Source organism: Mycobacterium ulcerans subsp. shinshuense, assembly GCF_002355775.1.
In the GTDB taxonomy this organism is placed as follows: domain Bacteria; phylum Actinomycetota; class Actinomycetes; order Mycobacteriales; family Mycobacteriaceae; genus Mycobacterium; species Mycobacterium marinum.
The window spans coordinates 1,069,111-1,095,783 of sequence record NZ_AP017624.1; the positions used below are offsets into that span (position 1 = coordinate 1,069,111).

The window sequence follows — 26,673 nt, forward strand, 5'->3', positions numbered from 1 at the left end:
ATGTCAACTAAAATTCCAGCCGGAGCATCCGGCGTGCGGCGACGCGGCCGGCCCGCGGGGGGCGGCAATACCCCGGAGCAGGCGCGTCGTCTGCTGGTGCAAACGGCCGAGCGTTGCTTTGCCGAAAATGGTCTGGATATGACCATGGCGGAGGTTGCCAAGCGGGCGGGCGTCTCACGCGCTGTGCTCTATCGGCATTTCGGTGGGCGTGATGAGTTGGTGGTCGCGGTTGCGGTTCAGGTGATGGATCGCTATGTCGCACGAGTGGTTGATGACCTGATGCCCACGGACGACGTTGCCGCCCTGATCACCGAGTCATTGGTTTTTGTGACCACGGTGGTCAGTCGTGATCCCCTGCTCGAGTTGCTGTCCATGGGAGCCGAGCACGGCGTCGCCAGTTTGCTGGCCAACTCCCCGGTGTTGTGTGGGAAGGTGGCCGGCCTCTACGAGCAGGTGTTCGTCCTATTCCGGGACCGGTTGCGAGTGGGCTTGGAGCCCGGTGATGTCGGGCGATACGTCCTCGGGGTAGCGCTTTCGCTGCTGATGAACGTGATACCGGGGTCGGATGACCCTGCGACGGTCCGTCGCTATGTCCGGACCTTCGTGCTGCCGGCGATTGTCGCGTCCCCGCCCGACGCGGTGTGGGTGTTTGTCTGAGCCGCCGGTAACTTCCCCGTGTCGCGCGCGGCGGCGCACCGCGGTGGTGCGCTCGTGCGGCCATACACTGGGCCATCGTGGGTATGCTCTTCGGGTTTTCGCCGTGGCTGGTCTACTGGGTGTTGGTCGGCAATGTCCCTTTCGAGACGGCGGTCGCGGTCGCACTGTTGATTGCCCTGGCGGTGCTGGCGGTAGGGCGCTCCGCTCAAAGGCCCGGTCGCACCGTCGAAATATGTTCTGTCGCAACATTTTCGGTGCTGACCGTGCTGACATTCGCACTCAGCGAGGCGTTTCTGGCGCGATGGATCGTGGCGGTGAGTAACTTCGGCATCTTCCTGGTCGCTGTTCTCGGATTGCTGATGGGCAAACCGCTTGTGCGCGAATACGCGGCCGCCGAATTGCCCTCCGACGTGGTCAACACCGAGTTGTTCAAGCGAATGACGATGATCCTGACCTGGATCTGGGTTGCCGCGTTCGCCGGTATGACGCTCTCATCACTGGTTCCGCCGGTCGTGGAAAGTGACGCCACCATCCTTGACACCAAGACCCCGGTGTCGTTCATGTGCTAATGGGTCATTCCGGTGTCGCTGCTGGGTTTGGCGGCGCTGGCTTCTCAGTTGCTGCCCACCCGGATGCTTGCCGGCATCGACGACGTTGTCCGGGAGACCTCGTTCGTCGCTTACGACGAAGCGACCATCGACGAGCTGTACTACCTTGCCCAAGAACACGCCAACCGGGAAGTCGGTCCGGGTAAGGAGGCCTACAACGTGAAGGTCGGCGGGATGGGGACACCCCTGACCGGCGACGAGGCGCGCAAATCCTGGCCCTCAACCTATAAAGTGCGTGACAAGCGGCGCTAGCGCCTGCTTCCGTACACCCGCACTACAACTTTTCCTGCTAAATCATGCGTATGGCATTTATGGCGAGACGATGGGTAGCGACGGTTGGGTTGTCGATTGCGCTGACAGCCTGCTCGTCGAGCACCTCAGATCCCACCGCCGCGTACGCGGGCAACATGGACTTGAGTACCGCAACCGGCACAGCGTTGGCGATCTCACCGGGCCGGATGTTGGCGGCCACCCACGGCGTGACACCGGTGGCGTTCGGCAAACCCGCGCACGGCCGCATCGCCTACGGCGAAAACGGTGCCATGATCTACACCCCCGACCCGGGCTTCACCGGTACCGATGAACTCGCCGTCACGGTCAGCCACGCGGTCAAGCTCTTCGCCGAGGACCAACTGCCGCTGGCCACCGTCGGCGGCGTCGCGATCAAGGCCAGCGCACACGGATCGGGAATCGCCGCGGTGCCGGGCAGTGCTGATGAAATCTATGGCATCACCGACCGCGGTCCCAACGTCGACGGGCGTACCCCGAATGAAAAGGTGCTCCCGGTACCCGAATTCCATCCGCACATCGCCAAGCTCAAACTCGCCGATGGCGTGGCAACGGTGGAGCGAATCATCACGCTGCACGGTCCGGCCGGACGTCCGATGCTCGGACTGGTGTCCCCGCAGGCGAATACCGGGGAGGCCTTGGTAGACCTCAACGCAACGCCGCTGCCGCCTTCCGATTACGGCGTGGACCCCGAGGGTCTGGTCGCCATGTACGACGGCAGCTTCTGGGTATCCGACGAGTACGGTCCCTACCTCATCCACTTCGACGACAACGGCAAAGAGCTGGAACGCTTTTCACCGTTTGACGGGACGCTGCCCCGGGAGCTGTCACTGCGCAGCCCCAACCGCGGCATCGAGGGTCTAACCATCACCCCGGACGGCTCCACGCTGGTGGGGATCATGCAGTCGGCCATCCAGACGCCCGAGCTGGCCGGCCCGGCCAAGTCGGTCCCGATCGTGCGCATCGTGACCGTCAACCTCATTGACCCCAGAAACGTCCACGAATACCTGTATCCGCTGGACAATCCCCAGCAGACGAAGGTCGCTGTCTCCGATATCACCGCGCTGAGCGCCACCACGTTCCTGGTCGACGAGCGCGACAACGAGCCGGCGCCCAAGGGAAACAAGAAGATCTACCTGGTGGATACCGCCGACGCCACCGACGTCGGACCCCGCTCGACGGTGCCCGGTGCGGTGTATCAGGCGGACGCCGGCGGCTTGCTCATCGACGGTGTTCCGATCGAAACCGCGGTGGGCGTCAGCACCGACGCCGACGCCGTCGCCAAGCTCAAGGCCGCCGGCATCACGGTGGCGTCCAAGACCCTCAAACTCGATCTCGGAGCCCTGGTGCGCACGCTGAGTCCCAACGGTGACTTCTTCGGGCACGACAAGATCGAAGGCCTGATCAGCCCGGACGGCGGCAAGACGCTGATCATGGCAAATGACAGCGATTTCGGGCTGGCCGGGTTGGCCTCGGACACGCCGCCCATGCGGCTCGAGCCCAAGATGTTGCCCAACGGCTCCCAAGACAATGGCGAGATTCTCATCGTCGACACGACCCAGCTGCCGGCGAAAACCGAATCGGTGACGGTCTCCATCAGGGTCGGTTGAGCGCGGTGGACCGGAGCGCTCAGCCCGCCACCGGGCGAAGGCGAAAAACCCGGATCTCGCGGGGCGCGCAGCTGCTGCGATAACCCTCGTAGCCGGCGTAGAAGTCCGTGGCGCTGGCCCACGCCGCCGCGCGCGCATCGCCGGTGAGCAGTTCGGCCCGGTACGGCCCGGGCGGCCCTTTGAACTGCACCGTGCACTCGGGGTGTGCCAGCAAGTTGGCACTCCACGCGGGATGGTTGGGACGCCCGTAGTTGGACCCGATGGCCAACAGTCCGTCGGAGTCCTCGATCAACGCCAGGGGATGCACCCGGGGCTGGCCGGACTTGGTGCCCGTCGAGGTGAGCAGGCCTACTTTGTTCAAGCCCCCGAAGCTCAGCCGGCCGCCGGTCCGTGGGATCAGCGCCTTGTCGATGGGTGGGGCAACGCGGAGCATGACGACGTAGCCCACCCGGGTCATCAGGACGCGCTCCAGCAGCGCCTCATCGAGTCGCAACCGTCGCCCGCGCCGCGGGCTGTACCTGCGAAACGCCACGAGTAGCACAGTAATCGATCGGAGCGGAGCCCACATTGGGGTTTGTGGGGGTTCGCGGCGGTTATGGCGTCGTAGGTTGAATGGGTCGGATGCGTCGAGTCCTCCGCAGGCAAGGAGCGTTGCGATGATCAAGGACAACTCATGACAAGCGACATGGGAGACCGCGACTATCCCCAGATGGCGGCCGCCCGCGGACGGATCCAGCCAGCGCCGCGCCGGGTGCGCGGCTATCTAGGCCACGAACTGGTCTTCGACACCACACAGGCTCGCTACGTGTGGAAAGTGCCGTACTACCCCGCGTACTACGTGCCATTGGCCGACGTCCGAGCGGAGTTCCTCAGGGACGAGAACCATGCGCAGCGGGTCCAGTTGGGTGCCTCGCATCTGTACTCCGTCGTCGGCTCCGGGGCGACGCAGACCCATCCGTCGGCCGCGCGGGTGTTCGACGCCGACGGTGCGAGTCCGGTAGCGGGCACCGTGCGGTTCGACTGGGACGTGCTGCGGTGGTTCGAGGAAGACGAACAGATCTATGGCCATCCGCGCAATCCCTACTCGCGCGTCGACGCGCTGCGCTCGCAACGACATGTCCGGGTCGAACTCGACGGTGTCGTGCTTGCCGATACCGGCGCTCCCGTGCTGCTGTTCGAGACCGGACTGCCCACCAGGTACTACATCGATCCAACCGACGTCGCCTTCGAGCATCTGGAACCGAGCGCGACCCAGACGTTGTGCCCCTACAAGGGGACGACCACCGGCTATTGGTCGGTGCGGGTGGGCGACAGCGTGCATCCGGACCTGGCGTGGACCTACCACTACCCGTTGCCCGCCGTCGCCGCAATCGCCGGGTTGGTGGCGTTTTACAACGAAAAACTTGACATTAGCGTCGACGGTGTCAACCTATCCCGGCCCCGTACGCACTTTGGCTAGGTTTGAGCATAAACACGGTGTGAGATTTGCCTCTCCCGGTGTTGGAATATAAGAGATTCTTATTTGACGTCCGCGACCAGGGCATTTGGACTGTTGGCGACACGTGCCAAAAGGGCAGATCAAGCTATTCTTGGACGTTTGCTGCGAATTCCCTGTGTAAATGATTCAGAATTGCATTCTGAGCGCCGGCTGAGGCGGCCGAGTGACATAGGTAACAGCAATAAAATTGAAATCTATTTACCCAGAATTAAGGAGCTAGACTCGGGCGAAAGCAGTCGATCAGCGCCTTTTTGGTGCTGAAATCCGGTTTGGATCGGGCGGCGAGGATCGCACAGGGTTGTCGCGATATGCGGCGCCCGCATGGAGTTTTCAAAACAGCAAAGGCGGTGCCAACGTGAGCGACGTGAACGGCCAGCAGACCGGCTGGAATGATCGCGATGGCGGGGATGTCCAGGTCTTCGAGTTGGGTACCGCACCCGATTTCCCGACCTCCGTCGAGATTGCGGTGGCCAACGGGCCCATCGGTGACATCGGCATCAGTCCCGACGGCAGTCGCCTGATGGTGACCAACTACGGCGACAACAGCGTGTCGGTGATCGACACCGACACCTGCCGGGTGGTGGAGACCATCACCGGCCTCGATGAGGCTTTCGCGGTCACCGCGGGCGGCCCAGCCGCCAACCGCGCCTACGTGAGCACCGTTTCGACGGCGTATGACGCCATTGCCGTCATCGATGTCGCTACCAACGCCGTCGTCTCCACCCACCCGCTGGCGCTCAGCGTCAGTGACCTGGCGGCCAGCTCGGATGGAAAGTACGTCTACGCCGGCCGTAACGGCGCTCGCGGTGCCGACATCGCTGTTCTTGACACCGCAACGGGCCGCGTCGATGTGGTCGACATCGCTACCAAGCCTGGCCTCACCACCGAATGTGTCCGCGTCAGCGCCGACGGCAACCGCGTTTACGTCGGCGCCAACGGACCGTCCGGCGGTCAGCTCATCGTCGTGGCAACGCATGCGGAGTCCGAACTCAATCCGGTCCGGGGCGGACGCGCACGCTCGCGGGGCAGGAATGGCCAGGGCGTGGCCGGATCTGTCGTGCAGCAGTTCCCGCGCGATCTGCGCATCATCGACACGATTGAGATCGGCTCTTCGGTTCGTGATGTCGTGATCAGCCCCGACGGCACCACCGCCTACGTCGCCAGTTGCGGCGCCGACTTCGGCGCGGTGATCGACGTTGTCGACACCCGCACCCGCAAGATCACCGGCACCCGCAAGATCGAGGAGATCGGCGGTCTGATCACCCGGCTTTCCATCGGCGGCAACGGCGAGCGTGCCTACCTGGTGAGCGAGGACCGTGTCACCGTGCTCAGCGCGCGCTCGCAGGATGTCATCGGCACCGTCCGGGTCAACCAGCCGTCCGCCGCGATCGAAAGCCCGGGCGGCGACCGCCTGTACGTCGCTGACTATTCCGGAACGGTCACCATGACGTTGGTTGATCTGGGCGTGTCAGCCATCGACAACGCCCTGTGCCAGGGTCTGTCGGCCGATTGGGTCATGCCTGAGCTGCTGCAGTTCGAGGCGGCGCTGGCCTAGCGCCCCCTACTGGACGCGGTTCTGCGGGGGAGCCCGTTTCTTATGGTGGTGCTCGGCGATAGCATTCGCCGGAGGCCGACACGAGGCGGTGCTGCGCCGGGACCCGTAAGGCGGTACATCGATGTACAGCACGATGCAGGATTTTCCTCTGACGATCACCGCGATCATGCGCCACGGCTGTGGCGTTCACGGGTCGCGGCAGGTGATCACCGCGACCGGTGACGCCTACCGTCAGACCACCTATCGCGAAGTTGGACAGCGTGCCGCCCAACTGGCAAACGCGCTGCGCGGACTGGGCATTTCCGGTGACCAACGGGTGGCCACGTTCATGTGGAACAACGCCGAACACCTGGTGACCTACCTGGCGGTGCCGTCGATGGGGGCGGTACTGCACACCCTCAATATCCGACTGTTCGCCGAGCAGATCGCCTACGTCGCCAACGAGGCCGAAGACCAGGTGGTCCTGGTCGACCTGTCCTTGACCAACCTGCTGGCTCCAGTGCTGCCCAACCTCGACACCGTGCACACGGTGATCGCGGTCGGGGAGGGGGACACCGCGGCGCTGGAAGAGTCGGGCAAGACCGTGCTGCGCTACGACGAGCTGCTCGACGGCCAATCGACCGAGTTCGATTGGCCGCACATCGACGAGAACTCCGCCGCCGCCATGTGTTACACCAGCGGTACCACCGGACACCCGAAAGGTGTTGTATACAGCCATCGTTCAAGCTTTTTGCACTCGATGGCGACCTGTACCGCAAACGGTATCGGCGTGGGATCCAGCGATCGGGTGCTGCCGATCGTGCCGATGTTTCATGCCAACGCCTGGGGGCTGCCCTACGCCGCACTGATGGCCGGCGCGGATCTGGTGCTACCCGACCGCCATCTCGACGCCAGGTCGCTGGTCCACATGGTGGAGAACCTGCGCCCCACCCGGGCCGGCGCGGTGCCGACCATCTGGAACGACGTCATGCACTACCTGGAGAAAAATCCCGGCCACGACGTGTCCTCGTTGGGGCTGGTGGCCTGCGGTGGCTCGGCGGTTCCGGAATCGCTGATGCGGACGTTCGAAGAAAAGTACGGCGTCCAAATCCGGCAGTTGTGGGGGATGACGGAAACGTCGCCGTTGGCCACCATGGCCTGGCCGCCGCCGGGAACCCCGCCGGATCGGCACTGGGCGATCCGGTCCACGCAGGGCCAGCCGGTGTGCGGCGTGGAAACCAGGATCGTCGACGACAACGGCGAGGCGCTGCCCAACGACGGCCAGGCCGTGGGTGAGGTAGAGGTCCGCGGCCCGTGGATCACCGGCGCCTACTACCTGGGCTATGACCAGTCCAAGTTCGATTCCGGCTGGCTGCGCACCGGCGATGTCGGGCGCATCGATGAGCTGGGCTTCATCACGTTGACCGACCGGGCCAAGGATGTCATCAAGTCCGGCGGGGAATGGATCTCCTCGGTGGAGTTGGAGAACTGTCTGATCGCTCATCCCGATGTGGTCGAGGCCGCGGTGGTGGGCGTCCCCGACGAGCGCTGGCAGGAGCGGCCGCTGGCCGTCGTGGTTCGCCGCGAGGGGGCCACGGTCAGCGCCGCGGAGTTGCGAAAGTTCCTTGCGGACCGGGTTGTTCGATGGTGGCTGCCCGAACGGTGGGCATTTGCCGATCAGGTTCCGCGCACCAGTGTGGGTAAGTACGACAAGAAGACCATCAGGGCCGGTTATGCGGAGGGCGTCTACCAGGTCACCGAGGTGCACAACTGAGCGCGAGCAGACACAGACTCGCATAGCCTCGGCGCCAATCGTGCGATTCTGTGTCTGCTCGCCAGAGGCAGCGAGCCAGCGCAACGAAGCGCGAGGAAGGTGGGGTCATGGGCCTGCGAGTCGTGCAGTGGGCAACCGGGTCGGTCGGTGTTGCCGCAATCAAAGGTGTTCTCGAGCATCCCGAACTCGAACTCGTCGGCTGCTGGGTGTACTCGGAGGCCAAGAGCGGCGTCGACGTCGGTGAGATCATCGGGACGCCGCCGTTGGGCGTGATCACGACCAACAGCGTCGACGAGATTCTCGCACTCGACGCCGACGCGGTGATCTATGCGCCGCTGATGCCCAGCGTCGATGTGGTTGCGGCTCTGCTGCATTCGGGCAAGAACGTGGTCACGCCGCTGGGCTGGTTCTACCCGACCGAAAAGGAAGCTGCCCCACTCGAAGTCGCTGCGCAGTCCGGCAACGTCACGTTGCACGGTGCCGGCATCGGCCCGGGCGCGGCCACCGAACTGTTCCCGCTGTTGCTGTCGGTGATGTCCACCGGCGCGACTTTCGTTCGCTCCGAGGAGTTTTCCGACTTACGCACCTACGGTGCGCCGGACGTGCTGCGCTATGTGATGGGTTTCGGGGGCAGCCCGGACAGTGCGCTGACCGGGCCGATGCAAAAGCTGCTCGACGGCGGCTTCATGCAGTCGGTCCGGCTCTGCGTGGACCGCCTCGGCTTTGCCGCCGACCCGCAGATCCGCACCTCGCAAGAGGTGGCGGTGGCAACCGCGCCGATCGAATCGCCGATCGGAGTGATCGAGCCGGGCCAGGTGGCGGGGCGCCGCTTCCACTGGGAGGCCGTGGTTGGCGACACGGCGGTCGTCGAGATCACCGTGAACTGGCTGATGGGTGAGGAAAACCTAGACCCTCCACGGTCTTTCGGCCCCGCCGGGGAGCGCTACGAGATCGAGGTGCGCGGACATCCCGACGCCTTTGTCACCATCAAGGGGTAGCAGCCCGACAGTGTGGCCGCGGGTTTGCAGAGCAACCCGGGAATCGTCGCCACGGCGGCGCACTGCGTTAACGCCGTCCCGGCGACCTGCGCGGCACCGGCGGGCATCCAAAGCTTCTTCGACTTGCCGCTGATCACCGGCCGGGCCGCACCCGAGCTGTCTGGCTGATCGGTCGCCGCGGGGGGCGCTCGTCGGCCTCGGGCATGACGGGTGAGCCGACCCGTGTCGACACGCCCGCGAGGGGTGCCATTGCGCCACGGATTTACGTAGGCTGCGATTCATGGCCAACGGAAAACCCAACATCCTTGTCATTTGGGGCGACGACATCGGCATCACCAATCTCAGCTGCTACAGCGACCAGGGCTCCGGCGTTGTTGATTAGCAGGCTTGTGAGCTGGGTTGATGATCTTTGGTGCCGCGCTATTGGGGCCGGAGTGTAGGCACGGGCTATCTGGAGAACGATCGAGTTGGTTACTGTTCGTCGTTGGTCTGGAGTTGCCCGTGCCTACCGTTTCAGTATTGCCTGTGTCGTCGGTTCCAGAGGTGTTCGACCGCTGGAGTCCTGGTGTGCGCAGCGAGCTCATCGGATCGGAGTTTCTCGATGTGTTGGCCTCGGTGCCAGACCCGAGGGACCCGCGCGGTCGGAGGTATTCGCTGATGGCTTTGTTGGCGATCGCGGTTCTGGCCACTGCCGCGGGGATGCGCGGCTATGCTGGTTTTGCCACATGGGCGCCCACCGCTCCCGATGATGTGTTGGCCCAATTAGGGGTCCGGTTCCGGCGGCCCAGTGAGAAGACCTTCCGCGCTGTTTTGTCTCGGCTAGACCCCGCCGACCTCAACGCCAGGATGGGCAGTTACTTCACTGCACACGTGGCCAGCAGCGATCCCAGTGGATTGGTGCCGATCGCGTTGGACGGCAAGATGCTGCGTGGTGCTTTACGCGCCAAAGCGACAGCCACGCATCTCGTGTCGGTGTTCGCCCACCGTGCCCGATTGGTGCTCGGTCAACTCGCTGTCGCCGAGAAAAGCAATGAAATTCCCTGCGTACGTGCCCTGCTCACGCTGCTGCCGGGTAGCTTGCGGTGGCTGGTCACCGTGGATGCGATGCATACCCAGGTCGTCACCGCGAAGTTGATCTGCGCCACCTTGAAGTCGCACTATCTGATGATCGTCAAGTCCAACCAAGCCAAAATACTTGCGCGTATCACCGCGCTGCCCTGGGCCGAGGTGCCCGCAGCCGCTACCGACGACTCCCGCGGCCACGGCCGTGTCGAGACCCGCACCCTGCAAATCATCACCGCTGCACGAGGAATCGGCTTCCCCTACGCAAAACAAATCATCCGGATCACTCGTGAACGCTTGATCACCGCCATCGACCAGCGCAGCGTGGAGGTGGTCTATGCCATCTGCAGCCTGCCGTTCGAGCACGCCCGCCCTACCGCGATCATGGCCTGGATGCGTCAACACTGGGGAATCGAGAACAGCCTGCACTGGATGCGCGACGTCACCTTCGACGAAGACCGTCAAAGGGCACATACCGGAAACGGCGCACAGGTCCTAGCAACGCTACGCAACACCGCGATCAATCTGCACCGCCTCAACGGCGCCGACAACATCGCCGAAGCCTGCCGGATCACCGCTTTGACCGCCAACCGCCGCCTAGACCTCCTCAATCCACAATTCCCCAGCTCACAAGCCTGCTAATCAACAACGCCGGAGCCCTGCTACAGCGACGGTTTGATGGGATATCGCACGCCGCACATCGATCGGATCGCCAACGAAGGCATGCGGTTCACCGACGCCTACGGGGAGCAGAGCTGCACCGCAGGCCGTGCGGCGTTTATCAGTGGGCAGAGCGTGTACCGCACCGGCATGAGCAAGGTTGGAATGCCGGGCTCCGACATCGGCTGGTCGGGCCAGGACCCAACCATCGCCGACCTGCTCAAACCACTTGGCTATGCCACCGGGCAGTTCGGCAAGAATCACCTCGGCGACCGCAACAAGCACCTGCCGACCGTGCACGGGTTCGACGAATTCTTCGGAAACCTCTACCACCTCAATGCCGAGGAAGAGCCAGAGCTGCCGGACTATCCCAAAAGCGATCGATTTCCGGTGCTAGCCGAGTTGAACCGGCCGCGCGGCGTTCTCCGGTGTTGGGCCACCGAGGAGGTTTCCGACGAGCCCGACGACCCGAAATACGGGCCGGTGGGCAAGCAACGCATCGTGGACACCGGCCCGCTGACCAAACAGCGCATGGAGACCATCGATGACGAAACCACCGAGGCCTGTGTGGATTTCATCAAACGGCAGGACGCGGCGGACACGCCGTTCTTTGTGTGGATGAACATGACCCACATGCACCTGCGCACTCACACCAAGCCGGAAAGCGTGGGCCAGGCCGGGGTGTGGCAGTCGCCCTACCACGACACCATGATCGACCACGACCGAAACGTCGGTCAGCTCCTTGATGCTCTGGACGAACTGGGCATCGCGCAGGACACCATCGTCATCTACAGCACCGACAACGGCCCACACGCCAACACCTGGCCCGACGGCGCAACAACCCCCTTCCGCAGTGAGAAGAACACCAACTGGGAAGGCGCATTCCGCATTCCGGAGATGATTCGCTGGCCGGGCAAGATCTCCGCGGGCGTGGTCTCCAACGAGATCATCCAGCATCACGACTGGTTGCCCACCTTCTTGGCGGCCGCCGGCGAGCCCGACATCATCGAAAAGTTGAAGAAGGGCCACAAGATCAGCGTCAGGGGAGACGACAAGGAGTTCAAGGTCCACCTCGATGCCTTCAACCTGCTGCCGTATCTGACCGGTGAGGTCGAAGAGAGTCCGCGCCAGGGGTTCATTTACTTCTCCGACGACTGCGATGTACTGGGTATCCGTTTCCACAACTGGAAGATCGTCTTCCAAGAACAGCGCTGCCAGGGGACGCTGCAGGTCTGGGCCGAACCATTCGTTCCGCTGCGGGTGCCCAAGATCTTCAATCTTCGCACCGATCCTTTTGAGCGGGCTGACATTACATCCAACACCTACTACGACTGGTTCCTCGACCACGATTTCATCGCCTTCTACGGCACCGCGATATGCACGCAATTCCTCGAGACATTCAAGGAGTTTCCGCCGCGGCATCCACCGGCCAGCTTCACGATCGATCAGGCCGTGGAGAAGCTGCAGGCGATCGTAAAGGACTAGATGCTCGTGCATTGGAACGACGGCCCCACCAAGGCGGCGATCGTCGATTTTGTCGATCAGACCGTCGCTGAGGTGGAGCCCGAGGCACGTATCGCGGTGTTCGACAACGACGGGACACTGTGGTGTGAGAAGCCGATGTATATCCAGCTGGACTTCCTGGTCCGCCGGTTCGCCGAGCAGGTTGCGGCTGACCCGTCGTTGCGGGAGCGCCAGCCCTACAAGGCGGTGTACGAGGATGACCTGCGCTGGATCGGTGACGCCGTCACCAAGTATTACCAAGGTGATGACACCGACCTGAAACCTCTTGTTGGGGCAATACTTTCCGCGCATGAGGCGATTACTGTCGAGGAACACGCCAGCCGGGTGCGGGCATTCTTCGCCGAGGCGACACACCCGACTCTGGGCCGTCCCTATCGGGAATGCGGGTACCTGCCGATGGTGGAGTTATTGCAGTACCTGGCCGGCAACGGATTCACCAACTACATCGTCTCCGGAGGTGGCCGGGACTTCATGCGCCCGATCACCGGTGCGCTCTACGACATTCCGCCGGAGCGGGTGGTGGGCAGCTCAGTGGGGCTGATCTATCGCGACGGCAGCCTGTTCACCACCGCGCAGCCGGAATTCCTCGACGACGGTCCGATGAAACCGGTGCGGTTATGGAGCCGAATCGGGCGCCGTCCGATTTTCGCTGCCGGCAACTCCAACGGGGATATCGAAATGCTCGAATTTGCCGACACACCTGGCGGATCCGCGCTGCGGCTGCTGGTTCGCCACGATGACACGGAGCGCGAATTCGATTACACCGCAGGGGCCGAACGGGCACTCGACCAGGCCGCCGCGTCGGGCTGGGTGGTGTCCAGCATCAAAAATGACTGGGCGACCGTCTTCGGTGACTGACGATCTGATCCGGATCCCCGCCCAGACCGCTGTGCTGGGGTCCGAGGCGCACTACCCCGAGGAGAGCCCGCTGCGACAGGTCGACGTCAACGCCTTCCGGATCCAAGCGCACCAGGTGACCAATACTCAATTCGCCGAATTCGTCGACGCCACAGGTTATCTCACCGTCGCCGAGCGACCGCTGGACCCGGCGGACTATCCGGGCGCGCCGCCGGAGAACCTGCAACCGGGCTCCATGGTGTTCACCCGCACCGCTGGCCCCGTCGACCTGCGCCACCTCAGCTTGTGGTGGACGTGGACTCCCGGCGCCTCTTGGCGCCATCCCGCGGGCCCGCATTCGTCGATCGCCAAACGGGCCGATCATCCGGTGGTGCACGTCGCCTACGAGGACGCGCACGCCTACGCCGGATGGGCGGGGCTGGCGCTGCCCAGCGAGGCCGAATGGGAAGTCGCCGCCCGCGGCGGGCTGACCGGTGCGGCCTATACCTGGGGTGAAGAATCGGAGCGGCCGGGGCAGCGGTTGGCGAACTTCTGGCATGGCGACTTCCCGTGGCGACCCGAACCCGGCTACGGGCGCACCAGCCCGGTGGGCAGTTTCGAGCCCAACGGCTATGGCCTATTCGATATGGCCGGCAACGTCTGGGAATGGACCGTGGACTGGTACATCGACACCCCCTCGGCCCGGCCCGCCGCCGAGGCCGATAGCTATGACCCCCAACAACCCCAGTTCCGGGTGCCGCGCAAGGTCGTCAAGGGCGGCTCGTTCCTGTGTGCCGACAGCTATTGCCGTCGCTACCGGCCGGCCGCTCGCCGCCCACAGCCGATCGATACGGGCATGAGCCACATTGGATTTCGCTGCGTAGGACGCGACTGGGCGACACCGTCTTTTGGGAATGGCGGCCAGTCGCGGGTTGGAAATGGCAAGAATCCGGCTCTGAAAGTGAAAATGATGCCTGCAAAGTGGCGGCAGAAGGAATGGCCGCCCCGGTTGGCGTAGGCTGGAATTCGGGCACAAAGATGACAATGCGACTTTGCCGCTTTGTGGGCCGGGGCGAGGCGCTGCCGCCGAGGTGCAACGATGCTGCTGCTCGGGTGAATCCCGTCGTCGCGCTACAAATATGACCACGCTACGGTGGCGGCTTAGCGGGCTGGTTTCGCAACGTGATGGTGATGGGGTGTGCCTTGCGCTGCAGCGACCTACCGGGGTGAACAATTCGCCGAAAACTGAATTCCTAATTAATCCGAAAATGAATTCCGGGAGGCTTGACACTGCCTTTGAATTCCGGTGTAGTTGGAGGGAAAAGACGCGATTTTAAAACGTCGCTTTCAGGCGTTTTGTGATTGCAATTGCCGTTGTTGCAGAGCATCGCCCGTACGGCACCTGCCGCACCACAGGACCCATGTCGCAGGCATGGGCCGTTTGGAGGTTCACCGATGTCGTACGTATTCGCCGCGCACGAGCTGATGGCGGTGGCCGCCGGGGAGTTGAACGACATCGGGGCGCTGGTCGGGTCGGCCAACACGGCGGCGGCGGCGGCTTCGACAACCGATCTGATGGCGGCAGCGGGAGATGAGGTGTCGCTGGCCATCGCGCGGGTTTTCGGTGCTTACGGCCGCGACTACCAGGCGTTCGGCGTGCAGGCGGCGGAATTTCACGAGCGGTTTGTCCAGGCATTGCGTGCGGGAGCGGGCGCCTACGGCGCCGCCGAGGCCGCCGGTGCGTCATCGTTGCAGTCCTTGGAAACAGATCTGCTGGGTCTGATCAACGCGCCCCCCATGGCGTTGTTCGGGCGGGCACTGATCGGCAACGGCGCCAACGGTGCGGCGGGGACCGGGGCGGCCGGCGGGGACGGGGGGATCCTGATCGGCAATGGCGGCAATGGCGGGTCGGGTGCGGTCGGCGGTACGGGCGGGGCCGGGGGTTCGGCGGGGCTGTTCGGTAGCGGTGGTGCCGGTGCAGCCGGTGGTGCGGGGGCGGCCGGTGGCGTGGGCGGCAACGGCGGGGCCGGCGGTAGCGGCGGGTGGTTGTTCGGTGCGGGCGGGGTGGGCGGCGCCGGTGGTGTCGGTGGTGCCGGTGGGGGCGCTGGGGGGATCGGCGGCAACGGTGGCAGCTCAACGCGCTGGTGGTTTGGGCCCGGGGCCGGTGGTGCGGGCGGCGAGGGTGGCACCGGCGTGGGCTTCGGTACGGACGGTGGCGCTGGCGGAGCCGGCGGTGTCGGCGGGGCCAACAACTCCTTGTTCGGTGGGGTCGGTGGAAGGGGTGGCGCCGGCGGATGCGGCGGCACCGGTGACACCGGCGCCGCCGGTGAGATGGGTTTCACCGGCGGTGTTGGTGGGCTCGGCGGTGCCGGTGGAGCTCATCACTTCCTGCTCGGCGCGGGCGGAGCCGGTGGGGATGGCGGCACCGGCGGGGCCGGTGGTGTCGGCGGCGCGGGTGGGAATAGCGCTGGTGGGGACGGCGGTCTGGGTGGTGACGGGGGCGCATCGGGGGCTGGTGGTGCGGCCGGTTTGCTGGGCACGGCCGGTCACGCGGGGGCCGGCGGTGGCGGTGGCGTCGGGGGTAGCGGTGGGGTCGGGGACGTCGATTCGACGGGCAGCGGCGTCGGCTATGTCGGAGGCGACGGAGGTACCGGCGGCATCGGCGGCGGCGCCGACGGGGTAGGTGGCTCCGCTGGAGCGGGCGGTGCCGGCGGCACGGGCGGTGCCGGTGGTGCTGGCGTAGCTGGCACCGACTCGGCTACCCCCACCGACGGTGGCAAGGGTGGCGATGGCGGCGGCGGCGGCCAGGGCGGCGCCGGCGGTGCTGGTATCGGCGGTGTGGGCGGCGGCCAAGGCGGCAACGGTGGCACTGGCGGTGTCGGCGGAGTGGGCGGGGCGGGCGGGCAGAACACCGGCACCGGCGGCGACGGCGCCGACGGCGGGGCCGGGGGCACCGGCGGACACGCGGGTGCTGCTGGCGCCGGAACCGACGGCGGCGCGGCGGGCGGCAACGGACTTGGTGGTGCGGGCGGACAAGGCGGCGCCGATGGTGACGGCAACGTCGGCAGTATCGGCAAGGTGGGCAGCCCCACTGAACCGGCCATCGCGGCCCAGCAGGGTGGCACCGGCGGCGACGGCGGCGCCGGCGGCAACGGTGGCGATGGCTTCCTCGGTGTCGGCGGGGGTGCCGGTGGCACCGGCGGGGCCGGTGGTGGCGGCGGAACGGGCGGTGCCGGTGCTGACGATGGAGATTCCGGCACCGGGGGTGTCGGCGCCCAAGGCGGCACCGGCGGCAAGGGCGGTGTCGGCGGGGTCGGTGGTGACGGCGGCGGGGTCGGCGGTACCGGGGGAGCTGGTGGTGCCGCCGGCACGGGCGGGGCCGGCGGCAATGTGGGCGATGGTGGTGCGGCGGGTGGCGGCGGCAAGGGCGGCATCGGCGGCGAAGGCGGCGGTGGCGGCGAAGGCGGGAGTGCCGTGGGTAGCGGCGGTGTCGGCGGAGCCGGCGGCGCGGCCGGTACAGGCGGGGCCGGTGGCGCGTCTGGCCCGGGCGGCATCGGCGGCGGCGGTGGGCACGGCGGCAGCGCCGGCACCGGTGGCCAGGGCGGCATCGGAGGCACCGGCGGGGGCACCGGTGGCGTCGGCGGCCAGAGCGGTGCCGGTGGTGACGGTGGGCACGGCGGTGAAGGCGGCTTCTTCGGCACCGGCGGCGGCAACGGCGGCAACGGCAGCACCGGGGGAACTGGCGGTGTCGGTGGCACCGGTGGTGACGGCGGCAACGGTGGGGAAGGCGCCGGGGACGGCGGATCCAACGGGGGTGGTGGCGGCGGCGGCCAGGGCGGTGGCGGCGGCGCCCCCAGCGCCTCCGGCGGCATCCCAGGTGAGCACGGGGCCGAAGGCAAGGCCGGCGGCTCCGGCGCCAGCAGCGCGCTGTAGCCAGGCAGGGACAGCGGCGCCGCGGGATCGGCGGTGCAGCGCCGCCCTGCGTAGAGCCGGAAGTTCATCGATCACGTCACGGCCGACCCGACGCAGCGAAGGGGGGCAGGGGCAAGCCGGCCAATCGGGCCGGTGACCCCGACTACCAATGGCAACACCTATCGTCGTCGAGCAATCGCTGGTCATCCCGGTCCGCGGCGACCAAGCGTTCCGCGGCACGCTGCCGGCGCCGCTGCCGGAAGTCTTCAACCACTGGTATGGGCCCATCCCACCGATCAAAGAGGTCCGCGACCAAACCGGTGATTGGGACGCCGCGGGCCAGACACGCAAACTTTTCATGGTCGGCGGCGGCAGTGTGCACGAGGAGTTGACCAGCCTCGACTCGCCCCGATCATTCGGCTACCGGCTCTCCGACATCAAAGGCCCGATGGCGTTGCTGGTCGGCCAGGTGGTGGGTGCATGGATCTTCACTCCGGCGGACGGCGGTACCGAGATCACCTGGCGCTGGACCATTCATCCGAAGTCTGCGTTGGCCGCGCCGGCGCTACCGGTGTTCGGGATGTTGTGGAAGGGCTACGCCCGTCGGGCGCTACGTAACCTGTCCGCGCTGCTGACGCGCTGAGCACGCGTCTAGCTCCAGCTACCGTCGACGTCATGTGCCGACTCTTTGGCCTGCACGCGGGACGGGACTGCGTCACCGCCACGTTTTGGTTGCTCAACGCCCCGGATAGCCTTGCCGCCCAAAGCAAGCGAAACCCCGACGGGACGGGTCTGGGCGTGTTCGACGACCGGGGCCGGCCCGAACTGCACAAGCAGCCGATAGCGGCGTGGCAGGACGCCGACTTTGCCGCCGAGGCGCACGAGATGACGGGCACGACCTTCATCGCTCACGTGCGCTATGCCACCGCCGGATCGCACTCGGTGGTCAACACCCACCCGTTTCTGCAGGACGGCCGGATCTTCGCGCACAACGGGACGATGGGGGATCTCGAATTGCTCGACACCCGGTTGCGGGAGGTGGGCACCGCCGGTCTGGTGCAGGGGCAGACCGACTCCGGGCGGGTTTTCGCGCTGATCACGGCCGCGATCCGCACCCATGACGGCGGCGTGTCCGCCGGTCTGCTCGACGCGATGGGGTGGCTGGCCGCCAACGTGCCGATCTATGCGGTCAATGTCTTGCTCAGCACCGCCACCGGGATGTGGGCGCTGCGTTACCCGGAGTCGCACAACCTCTACATCCTGGACCGGCGTAATGGTGCGGCGGCCTCCAGGCGCGAGTTCCACTTGCGCACCAAGCGGATTCGCGCGCGTTCCGAGCACCTGCGCACCCGGCCGTCGGTGGTGTTCGCCAGCCAGCCGATGGACGACGACCCGCGCTGGCGCCTGCTGGACCCGGGGGAGTTGGTACACGTCGACGTCGACCTGCGGATCACCCGAAGCCTGGCGCTGCCCGACCCACCCCGGCATCGGCTGCGGCTCGCCGACTTGGGTCCGGAGGTCCAAGAGGCGCTGCACCCGCCGGCCTGACTGGGCTGGCAGACTGACTGGGCGTGGCACCCAAACGCGCACTGGTATTGGCTGGCGGAGGACTGGCGGGAATCGCCTGGGAGACAGGTGTTCTGCTCGGCATCGCCGACGAGTCGCCGGCGGCGGCACGGTTGCTGTTGGATTCGGACGTGCTGGTGGGTACCTCGGCCGGTTCGGCGGTGGCCGCGCAGATCAGCAGCGGCACCAGCCTCGATGCGCTGTTCGACCGGCAGATCGCCGAGCAGTCGGCCGAGCTTGATCCGGGCGTCGACATCGACGTCATCACTGAACTTTTCCTGGACGCCCTGCGCGAGCCGCGAATCCCCGGCGTCGACAAGATACGGCTGCGACTGCAGCGAATCGGGGCGGTGGCGCTGGCCACCGAAACCGTGTCCGAGTCCGTTCGCCGCGAGGTGATCGCTGCGCGTCTGCCCTGCCACGATTGGCCGGACCGCGCGCTGCGGGTCACCGCGATCGATGTGTCCACCGGCGAGCTGGTGGCATTCGATCGTGACTCCGGGGTCGAACTCGTCGATGCGGTGGCGGCCAGTTGCGCGGTCCCGGGGGCGTGGCCGCCGGTGACCATTGCGGGCCGGCGCTACATGGATGGCGGGGTGGCCAGTCTGGTCAACCTCGGTGTGGCCGACGATTGCGGTGTGGCGGTGGTGTTGGTGCCCACGGGGGCCGACGCGCCGTCGCCGTTCGGCGGCGGGTCCGCCGCGGAGGTGGCGGAATTCGCCGGGACGTCGCTGGGCGTCTTTGCTGACGACGACTCGCTGGCCGCCTTCGGGGCCAATCCGCTGGATCCGTGTTGCCGCAAGGCTTCGGCGCTGGCCGGGCGGGCGCAGGGCCGGCGCGAGGCGTCCGCCGTCGCGGCGTTTTTGGGGCTGTGATCAGCCCTCGATGGCCGGCGTCGCGGGTTGGTCCGCGGACTCGAGTGCGTCCAGGGCGCGGTTAGCCAGCGCCCGGCCCACCGCGATCACCTCGCTTGCCCGATGAAATTCCAGGCTGCGGCAGGTCGAGCGCGGCACCTCGATCAACAGATCGGCGGGGTAGGCCGCCAGCGTATGGCGCGCCAGTGCGGACTGGGCGATGTCGATGGTCCGGTTCATCACCTCAAAACTGCCCATTTTGGGCAGTCCGGGTGTGTAGCCGCCGTCATCGCGCTCCGGCACGGGGGCCTCGATCTGGGCGTCTTCCGGCCAGGAGTCCTGGTCCGGGGACCCGGCGCCGAAGCGGTTCAGCACCGCCCGCGTCGGCCGGTCCAGCAGCGACCGGGCGGCCGTGGCGTCGAATATCGAGGAGGTGGTGCGCACCATGCGGTTCAACCACTCGGTGGTGACACCGGGCTCGCTTTCTCGGCTGGGGCCGCTTTCGCTGCCGTTGAGGCTCACCGCGATGGTCAGGTCGGCGTTGACTCCGGCGATCGGTGCCATGGGCAGCGGATCCAGGATGCCGCCGTCGGCGAGCAAACGGCCGTCGACCTCATGGGGGGCGATGATTCCCGGGATGGCGATGGAAGCGCGAATGGCTTCGTCGAGCGGGCCGCGCTGAAACCAGACCGATTTGCCCGCCAGAATGTCGGTCGCCACCGCCGTGTAGGGGACCGGCAGTTGTTCGATGGTGACCGGTCCGAGGATGTCGCGTACGGCGTCCAGAATCTTCTCGGCTCGCAGCACCCCCGCCGCGGTGATCGACGGATCGAGCAGCCGCAGAATGGTGCGCTGATTCAGGGACTTGGCCCAGTCGCTGAACTCCCCGAGGCGCCCGGCCGCCTGCAGTCCGCCGACCACGGCGCCCATCGACGAACCGGCGATCCCGGCGATCTCATAGCCCCGCTCGCGCAACGCCTCGATCACCCCGATGTGCGCATAGCCGCGCGCGCCGCCGCTGCCGAGCGCCAAGGCCACCCGGGTCGACGATGATCCGTGCGTGCGCACGGCGATTGGCCCGGTCATCCCTTCATTCTGCGCGGCCTACCCGAGGGGATCGAATCGGACGGGAGTTTCGTGCATCGCTGATCGCAATTGCGCAGCGCTTCGAATCGGCGGTAGCGGCCGCTATCCGCATTCGTTGTTGGCGGCCGCCGCCGCCGCGACGATCACCGCCGCCTGGCGCAGCAGGCTCAGATCCGCCCACCGCATATTCCAGGTGCCGGCAACGCCGGATTCGGATGCCTGAACCATGGCCAGGTAGGGCTCGATCCGCGGCTGCTCGGTGGCTGGTTGGGCGTCCATCCACACCTTCGCGGCATGGCAGGCCTGGAAATATTCCTCTTCGGTCGACTCTGCGGGGACGTCGACGCGAGTCGTCACGCCGGTCGGTGAGACGCCGACGGCGCCGGGCGCCAGCGAACTAACCGGCGGTGCGGTGGTCTTGGCGGACGGCCCGGATGACGTGGTGGCCGTGCCGTTGCTGGCATCGGTGGAGCAGCCCGCGAGGGCCGAGACGCCCGCCGCGACGATGAGTGGTGCGCACACCTCCCAGCACTGGTGGCGCGGTCGGGAAAAGAGACGGTGTGGGCGCATGGTGCCAATTTATGCAACACTGTGCGGCGTGATGAAGTGCCTCGGATGTTTGGAGTGTTGTCGGCCCTGACGTGCCGCCGCTTGCCCGATCCACTTCACACTCTGGAGAACTCCTTCCGTGGCCATGCCTCTTCGCCAGTCCTCTGTCACGTCTTCTCGCCCCCAGACCGTCACGTCCCCGGCACCGGGACCCACGCGGCTTCGGGTGCCCGACCTGTTGCACGCGACCGACCAGGTCGCCGATGACGTGCTCAGCGGTCGCTGCGATCACCTTTTGCCGGAGGGGGGCGTGCCCGACGACGGGCGCTGGTTCACCCGCGTCCATGGCGACGACGAACTCGACGTTTGGCTGATCAGCTGGGTGCCCGGTCACGCGACGAAATTGCACGACCATGGCGGCTCGCTCGGGGCGCTGACCGTGCTGTCCGGATCGCTCAATGAATTTCGGTGGGACGGCACGCGGTTACGCCGCCGCCGCCTTGACGCCGGGGATCAGGCCGGATTCCCGCTGGGCTGGGTGCACGACGTGGTCTGGGCGCCGCGCCCGGCCGCCGAGCCGATCGCGGCGCCGCTGCCGCCCACCCTGAGCGTGCACGCGTATTCGCCGCCGCTGACGGCCATGTCTTACTACGAAGTCACCGACCGCAATACGTTGCGCCGCAAGCGCACCGAATTGACCGACCACCCCGAGAAGCACTGATGAGCCGAATCGACCGGATACTCGACGACGCCCGCAACCGCTATCCGCGGCTGCCCGCCGACCAGGTGCCGGACGCGCTGCGCCGCGGTGCGGTGCTGGTCGACATCCGGCCGCAGGCCCAGCGCGCCCGGGAGGGCGAGGTGCCCGCGGCGTTGGTGATCGAACGCGACGTCTTGGAATGGCGCTGCGATCCCACCAGCGACGCGCGGTTGCCGCAGGCGGTCGATGACGATGTCGAGTGGGTGATCCTGTGTTCGGAGGGGTACACCTCGAGCCTCGCGGCGGCGGCACTGCTGGACCTCGGGTTGCACCGGTCAACTGACGTGGTGGGTGGCTATCACGCGCTGGTGGCCGCCGGGGTGCTGACCGCGCTGAGCGGCTAGGAGCCTGCGGGGTCTAATGCGGTCGTGGTCGGTTACGACGCCCCGCTGAGCCCGTCGACACCGATCAGCCCGCCGGTTCCGCCGGTTCCGGGGGTGCCCTTGGCGGTGCCGGTTCCGCCGTTGCCGCCGTTGCCGCCGGTGCCGATCAGCACGGCGTTGCCGCCAACTCCGCCGGATCCGCCGGTGCTGCCTCCGAGCGGGTCGGTTTGGCCGCCGGCGCCGCCTGCCCCGCCGGCGCCCAGCAGCTGACCGCCGGTGCCGCCGGCCCCGCCGGTGCCGCCGGCCCCGCCGGTGCCGCCAGTGCCACCGATGGTGATTCCGCCGGCGCCGCCGGCACCGCCGGTGCCGCCGCTGCCGGTATTGCCGTATCCGCCGAATCCGCCGGCTCCGGCGCTGGAGAACAGCAGCCCGGCGTTGCCGCCCCGGCCGCCGGTCCCGCCGGCCCCGGGGCCGAATCCGCCGTCGCCGCCGGCGCCGCCGCTGCCGAACAGCAGCCCGGCATTGCCGCCGGCGCCGCCGACTCCGGCAGTTCCATCAACCGCGCCCCCGAATAGCGCGGGTCCTGCGGCCCCGCCTGACCCGCCGGCCCCGCCGGGGCCGCCGAGGAGTCCGGCGTTGCCGCCGACCCCGCCGCCTCCGCCGGACCCGCCGGATCCTCCGAACCCAATCCCACCTTGGCCGCCGGCGCCGCCGTCGCCGCCGCCAGCGCCGACGAGGCCGCTGAGCAGGCCGCCAGCCCCTCCGGCCCCGCCGGCCCCGCCACCGCCCCCATCGCCGAAGGTGGGCACGCCGACGAACACGCCGAGTCCGGCCGGTCCGCCGGTTCCGCCGGCCCCGCCGGTTCCACCGCCGCCGAACAGCCCACCGGCCCCGCCCGCGCCGGCGGAGCCGCCGGCACCCCCGTTGCCCGGGGTGATGGCGCCGCCGTACCCGCCGGCGCCGCCCCCACCGCCGATCCCGCCGCTGCCTGAGAGCCACCCGCCTGCGCCGCCGGTGCCGCCGGCGCCGCCGGTGCCGCCGGTGATTTCATCGGTTCCACCCCATCCACCGGCACCGCCGGTGCCGCCGGTGCCCATCAGGCCGGCGGCCCCGCCATCGCCGCCGTCGAGGCCGGTGCCACCGGATCCGCCGGCGCCGCCGTCGCCGAGTAGCCATTCGCCGGGTGTTCCGTCGGTTCCGCTACCAGCGTCCCCGGGGGTGCCGTTGCCGATCAGCGGGCGTCCGGTCGCGGCCTGGATGGGTGCGTTGATCGCATTGAGGGCCTGTTGTTGCAGGGTGTGAATTGGTGAGGTGCTGGTCGGGGCGTTGAAGCCGTCCAGCCCCAGCAGCAGCCCGCTGGTCCCGCCGATACCGTTGCCGCCCGGAGTCGGGCCGGCCCCGCCGATACCGCCGTTGCCGCCGTTGCCGATCAACACCCCGCTACCGGCGGCACCACCTGCCCCGCCGGTGCCGCCGCCATTGCCGCCGGCGCCGCCGGCACCGCCGTTGGAGAACAGCAACCCCGCGCTACCGCCATCGCCGCCGATCCCACCTACGCCCTGACCGCTGGTGCCGCCGGTGCCGCCGACGCCGCCATCACCGAACAGCAGGCCCGCGTTGCCGCCGGCGCCGCCGGCTCCCCCGCCCGCATTACCGCTACCCCCGGTGCCGCCGGAGCCGCCGGCCCCGGCCAGCGGCCCGCCATCGCCGACGGCGGGGCCGGCGCCGCCGTGGCCTCCATCGGCGCCGACGAACCCGGACAGCAGCCCGGCCGCCCCGCCTTGGCCGCCGGCCCCGCCGCTGGCGGTAGCGCTAGTGCTGGCCCCGCCGGCCCCGCCGAGCCCGCCGCCGCCCAACAACCCGCCGGCACCACCGGCGCCGCCGGCACCACCGTTGGCGACGGTCGAGGCCCCGCCGGCCCCGCCGACTCCGGCGTTGCCCGAGAGCCAGCCGCCGGCCCCGCCGGCACCACCGGGACCCCCGTTGGCGGATGTAGAGCTGCCGCCGGCGCCGCCGGCACCCCCGGAATCCAACAGGCCCGCGGCCCCGCCGGCGCCGCCGTTTAGCCCGGGTGCGCCGGATCCGCCGGCGCCGTCGTCACCGAGTAGCCAGCCGCCCGGGGCTCCATCGGCCCCCGTCCCGGGGGTCCCGTTGGCGCCGTTGCCGATCAGCGGGCGCCCGGTCAACGACTGAACCGGTGCGTTGATCGCGGCCAGCAGACCCGCCAGCGGTGAGGCGCTGGCGGCCTCGGCCTGGGTGTAGGCGCTCGCGCCGGCGCTCAGCGCCTGCACGAACTGGGCATGAAACGTCTCGGCTTGTACGCTGAGGGTTTGATAGCTCTGGCCGTGGGCGGAAAACACCGCCGCGATGGCCGCGGAGACCTCATCTCCAGCGGCGGCCAGCACCCCTGTCGTCTGAGCGGCCGCGGCCGTGGTGGCGGTGCTCAGTGTCGAGCCCACCCCGGCCAGCTCCGATGCCGCACCGGCCACCAGGTCCGGCACTGCGATCACATACGACATGGGAGACCTCCCAACCGCGTCGACCGACTACCCGACCGGCGCTCGCCAACACCTGTGCTGGGCAAAGTCGACCACAATGGCAATGAGGAACGCGGTGTTTCCACCGAATTGGTCAGCACGAATCGTGACGGTCGTGGGGGATTACATCGGCCCGTTGGTGTATGGAGCCGCCCGAGCTCGGCGCCGCATCCAGGTTGCGGCGCGTACCGCCGCGCGGCCTCAGGACAAGCCGTTGAGCCCGTCCACGCCGAGCAGCCCGCCGGCCCCGCCGGATCCCGGGTCGCCCTTGGCGGTGCCCGGTCCGCCGTTGCCGCCGTTGCCGCCCGCCCCGATCAGTACCGCGTCGCCGCCAACCCCGCCTGATCCTCCAGCGCCACCTGCGGCCAGCTCGGCCTCACCGCCCGCGCCGCCGGCGCCGCCGTCGCCCAATAACTGGCCGCTGGTACCACCGGCCCCACCGGCGCCCGCGTCGCCGTTGACGTTGATTCCACCGGCTCCGCCGGCCCCGCCGCTGCCCAGCCAGCCGGCATCGCCACCAGACCCACCGGTCCCGCCGCCGCCGGCCAGGCCGAACCCGCCGAACCCGCCGCCACCGGCGTCGGAGAACAACAGACCCCGCGTTGCCGCCCCCGCCACCGTCTCCACCAGTGCCGTGGCCGCTGCCGCCGTCACCACCGACACCGCCACTGCCGAACAGCGTCCCGGCGTTGCCGCCGGCCCCGCCGGCGCCGCTATTTCCGGGTGCACCCAATACCCCGCCAGCGTCGATGTTGGGACCTCCGGTCCCACCGGTGCCGCCCGCCCCGCCGGGACCGCCGAGCAGTCCGGCGTCGCCGCCGGCCCCACCGGTCCCGCCGGCCCCGGCAGTCCCAGTCACGGCATCCCCGTGGAATCCGCCGGTGCCGCCGGCCCCGCCGTCGCCGCCACCGGCACCGACCAGGCCGCCCAGCAGCCCGCCGGCCCCGCCGGCCCCGCCAGCCCCGCCAGCCCCGCCGGCACCGCCGTCACCGGATGCCAATAGCCCGCTGAATCCTCCGATCGCGCCGGTTCCGCCGGTTCCGCCAGCGCCCAGCTGCCCGCCGGCCCCACCGGACCCGCCGGCCCCGCCGGTACCGGCCAGCAGGCCCGCGTTGCCGCCGGCCCCGCCAGCACCGCCGCCGTACCCGCCGGTACCGCCGTGGCCGCCGCCAGCACCAACCAAACCGGACAACAGCCCGCCAGCCCCGCCCTGACCCCCGGCGCCACCGGCGCTACCGCCGAACCCGCCGGCCCCGCCCGCCCCGCAGCACCGAACAACCCGCCGGACCCGCCGGCCTCTCCGGCGCCACCCTTGCCGATGAGGTCCGGGCCGAGCGGGATCGCGCTGGCGCCACCCGCACCGCCCGCGCCGCCATTGCCCAACAGCCAACCGCCGGCCCCGCCGGTTCCGCCGACTCCACCGTTGACCGTCGATGAACTCCCGCCGGCCCCGCCGGCGCCTCCGGTACCAATCAACCCGGCCGCCCCGCCGGCACCGCCGTTTAGCCCGGGCGCACCCGAGCCCCCGGCCCCGCCGTTACCGATCAGCCAGCCGCCCGCGCCACCGTTGGCTCCGGTACCGGGGGCGCCGTTGGCGCCGTTGCCGATCAGCGGCCGTCCGGTCAGGGTTTGCACGGGCGCATTGACGGCGCCGAGCAGACCCTGAAATGGCGCGGCGTTGGCGGCCTCGGCGCTGGCGTAGGTCCCCGCGCCGTTGGCCATCAGTTGCGCAAACTGGGCATGAAACGCCTCGGCTTGCGCGCCGAGTGTCTGATAGCTCTGACCGTGGAAGGAAAACAGCGCGGCGCTCGCCGCCGACACCTCATCTCCGCCCGCGGCCAGCACCGTCGTCGTCGCCCTCGTCGCGACCGCATTGGCCTCACCAAGTACCGACCCGATCCCCGTCAAATCCGACGCCGCCGCAGCGACCGCCTCGGGAGTCACATTCACAAACGACACAGCCCACCCACCTAATCAACCCATTGCGGAGAAGTCCCAGACGAACTGGGCCACGTTAATCTACAGGTCAGGGCCGT

18 protein-coding genes and 4 pseudogenes are annotated in these 26,673 nt (G+C 68.1%); 17 read left to right on the plus strand and 5 right to left on the minus strand.

What is annotated here, in order from left to right; genetic code table 11:
* From SHTP_RS05100 to SHTP_RS05110, 3 genes and pseudogenes are all read left to right on the plus strand, one after another.
* Positions 1-657 (plus strand): TetR/AcrR family transcriptional regulator, encoded by a 657-nt coding sequence (locus tag SHTP_RS05100; protein ID WP_231991288.1) that lies wholly within the window; start codon positions 1-3, stop codon positions 655-657.
* A 77-nt stretch (positions 658-734) separates the two neighbouring features.
* Positions 735-1,517: pseudogene (locus tag SHTP_RS05105) on the plus strand (hypothetical protein).
* Positions 1,518-1,576: 59 nt separating this feature from the next.
* Complete coding sequence (locus SHTP_RS05110; RefSeq protein ID WP_420866686.1) at positions 1,577-3,163, plus strand: esterase-like activity of phytase family protein; 1,587 nt, start codon at positions 1,577-1,579, stop codon at positions 3,161-3,163.
* Between the two features lie 19 nt (positions 3,164-3,182).
* Here the strand turns inward: SHTP_RS05110 and SHTP_RS05115 are convergent, their stop codons facing one another.
* Positions 3,183-3,695 (minus strand): nitroreductase family deazaflavin-dependent oxidoreductase, encoded by a 513-nt coding sequence (locus SHTP_RS05115; protein ID WP_231991290.1) that lies wholly within the window; start codon positions 3,693-3,695, stop codon positions 3,183-3,185.
* 153 nt (positions 3,696-3,848) lie between these two features.
* On the opposite strand from SHTP_RS05115, the gene SHTP_RS05120 reads away from it, so the two are divergent.
* The 12 genes and pseudogenes from SHTP_RS05120 (at position 3,849) to SHTP_RS05175 (ending at position 19,403) form a co-directional block, all read left to right on the plus strand.
* The gene (locus SHTP_RS05120; protein WP_172900631.1) at positions 3,849-4,622 is read left to right on the plus strand and encodes a DUF427 domain-containing protein; all 774 of its coding nucleotides are present in this window, start codon (positions 3,849-3,851) and stop codon (positions 4,620-4,622) included.
* Positions 4,623-5,016: 394 nt separating this feature from the next.
* On the plus strand, positions 5,017-6,216 hold the full coding sequence (locus SHTP_RS05125) for a YncE family protein (RefSeq protein ID WP_096372328.1): 1,200 nt from the start codon (positions 5,017-5,019) through the stop codon (positions 6,214-6,216).
* A gap of 121 nt (positions 6,217-6,337) precedes the next feature.
* Positions 6,338-7,969, plus strand: a complete 1,632-nt coding sequence (locus SHTP_RS05130; protein ID WP_015356932.1) for a fatty acid--CoA ligase — start codon at positions 6,338-6,340, stop codon at positions 7,967-7,969.
* A gap of 107 nt (positions 7,970-8,076) precedes the next feature.
* Positions 8,077-9,135 (plus strand): annotated as a pseudogene (locus tag SHTP_RS05135) (NAD(P)H-dependent amine dehydrogenase family protein).
* 333 nt (positions 9,136-9,468) lie between these two features.
* Complete coding sequence (locus SHTP_RS05140) at positions 9,469-10,671, plus strand: ISAs1-like element IS2404/ISMul1 family transposase (RefSeq protein ID WP_420872939.1); 1,203 nt, start codon at positions 9,469-9,471, stop codon at positions 10,669-10,671.
* Positions 10,672-10,689: 18 nt separating this feature from the next.
* Positions 10,690-12,174: pseudogene (locus SHTP_RS05145) on the plus strand (arylsulfatase); the annotation flags it as partial.
* A complete protein-coding gene (locus tag SHTP_RS05150) occupies positions 12,175-13,071 on the plus strand; it encodes an HAD family hydrolase (RefSeq protein ID WP_096369974.1) in 897 nt (298 codons plus the stop codon).
* Positions 13,064-14,068 carry a formylglycine-generating enzyme family protein gene (locus SHTP_RS05155; RefSeq protein WP_231991291.1) on the plus strand — a complete coding sequence of 335 codons (1,005 nt, stop codon included), beginning with the start codon at positions 13,064-13,066 and terminating at the stop codon, positions 14,066-14,068. Before SHTP_RS05150 ends, SHTP_RS05155 begins: the two co-directional genes overlap by 8 nt.
* Before the next feature lie 437 nt (positions 14,069-14,505).
* Positions 14,506-16,983, plus strand: coding sequence for a PE family protein (locus SHTP_RS29670; RefSeq protein WP_096369975.1), 2,478 nt, complete (start codon positions 14,506-14,508; stop codon positions 16,981-16,983).
* Between the two features lie 148 nt (positions 16,984-17,131).
* A complete protein-coding gene (locus SHTP_RS05165; protein WP_096369976.1) occupies positions 17,132-17,605 on the plus strand; it encodes an SRPBCC family protein in 474 nt (157 codons plus the stop codon).
* A gap of 32 nt (positions 17,606-17,637) precedes the next feature.
* Entirely contained in the window at positions 17,638-18,510 is an 873-nt protein-coding gene (locus SHTP_RS05170) for a class II glutamine amidotransferase (RefSeq protein WP_096369977.1), read from the plus strand.
* A gap of 23 nt (positions 18,511-18,533) precedes the next feature.
* Positions 18,534-19,403: a patatin-like phospholipase family protein gene (locus SHTP_RS05175; RefSeq protein WP_020786220.1), complete on the plus strand. Its 870-nt coding sequence runs from the start codon at positions 18,534-18,536 to the stop codon at positions 19,401-19,403.
* On the opposite strand, the gene SHTP_RS05180 is transcribed toward SHTP_RS05175, so the two are convergent.
* Both SHTP_RS05180 and SHTP_RS05185 read right to left on the minus strand, forming a co-directional pair.
* A complete protein-coding gene (locus SHTP_RS05180; RefSeq protein ID WP_012395960.1) occupies positions 19,404-20,468 on the minus strand; it encodes a patatin family protein in 1,065 nt (354 codons plus the stop codon).
* Positions 20,469-20,570: 102 nt separating this feature from the next.
* On the minus strand, positions 20,571-21,038 hold the full coding sequence (locus SHTP_RS05185) for a lipoprotein LpqV (protein ID WP_172900504.1): 468 nt from the start codon (positions 21,036-21,038) through the stop codon (positions 20,571-20,573).
* Positions 21,039-21,162: 124 nt separating this feature from the next.
* On the opposite strand from SHTP_RS05185, the gene SHTP_RS05190 reads away from it, so the two are divergent.
* Both SHTP_RS05190 and SHTP_RS05195 read left to right on the plus strand, forming a co-directional pair.
* Complete coding sequence (locus tag SHTP_RS05190; RefSeq protein WP_096369978.1) at positions 21,163-21,738, plus strand: cysteine dioxygenase; 576 nt, start codon at positions 21,163-21,165, stop codon at positions 21,736-21,738.
* Entirely contained in the window at positions 21,738-22,121 is a 384-nt protein-coding gene (locus SHTP_RS05195; protein ID WP_096369979.1) for a rhodanese-like domain-containing protein, read from the plus strand. Before SHTP_RS05190 ends, SHTP_RS05195 begins: the two co-directional genes overlap by 1 nt.
* A 32-nt stretch (positions 22,122-22,153) precedes the next feature.
* On the opposite strand, the gene SHTP_RS05200 is transcribed toward SHTP_RS05195, so the two are convergent.
* Complete coding sequence (locus tag SHTP_RS05200; protein WP_096369980.1) at positions 22,154-24,619, minus strand: PE family protein; 2,466 nt, start codon at positions 24,617-24,619, stop codon at positions 22,154-22,156.
* Positions 24,620-24,838: 219 nt separating this feature from the next.
* Positions 24,839-26,596: pseudogene (locus tag SHTP_RS05205) on the minus strand (PE family protein).
* Positions 26,597-26,673: the final 77 nt, after the last annotated feature.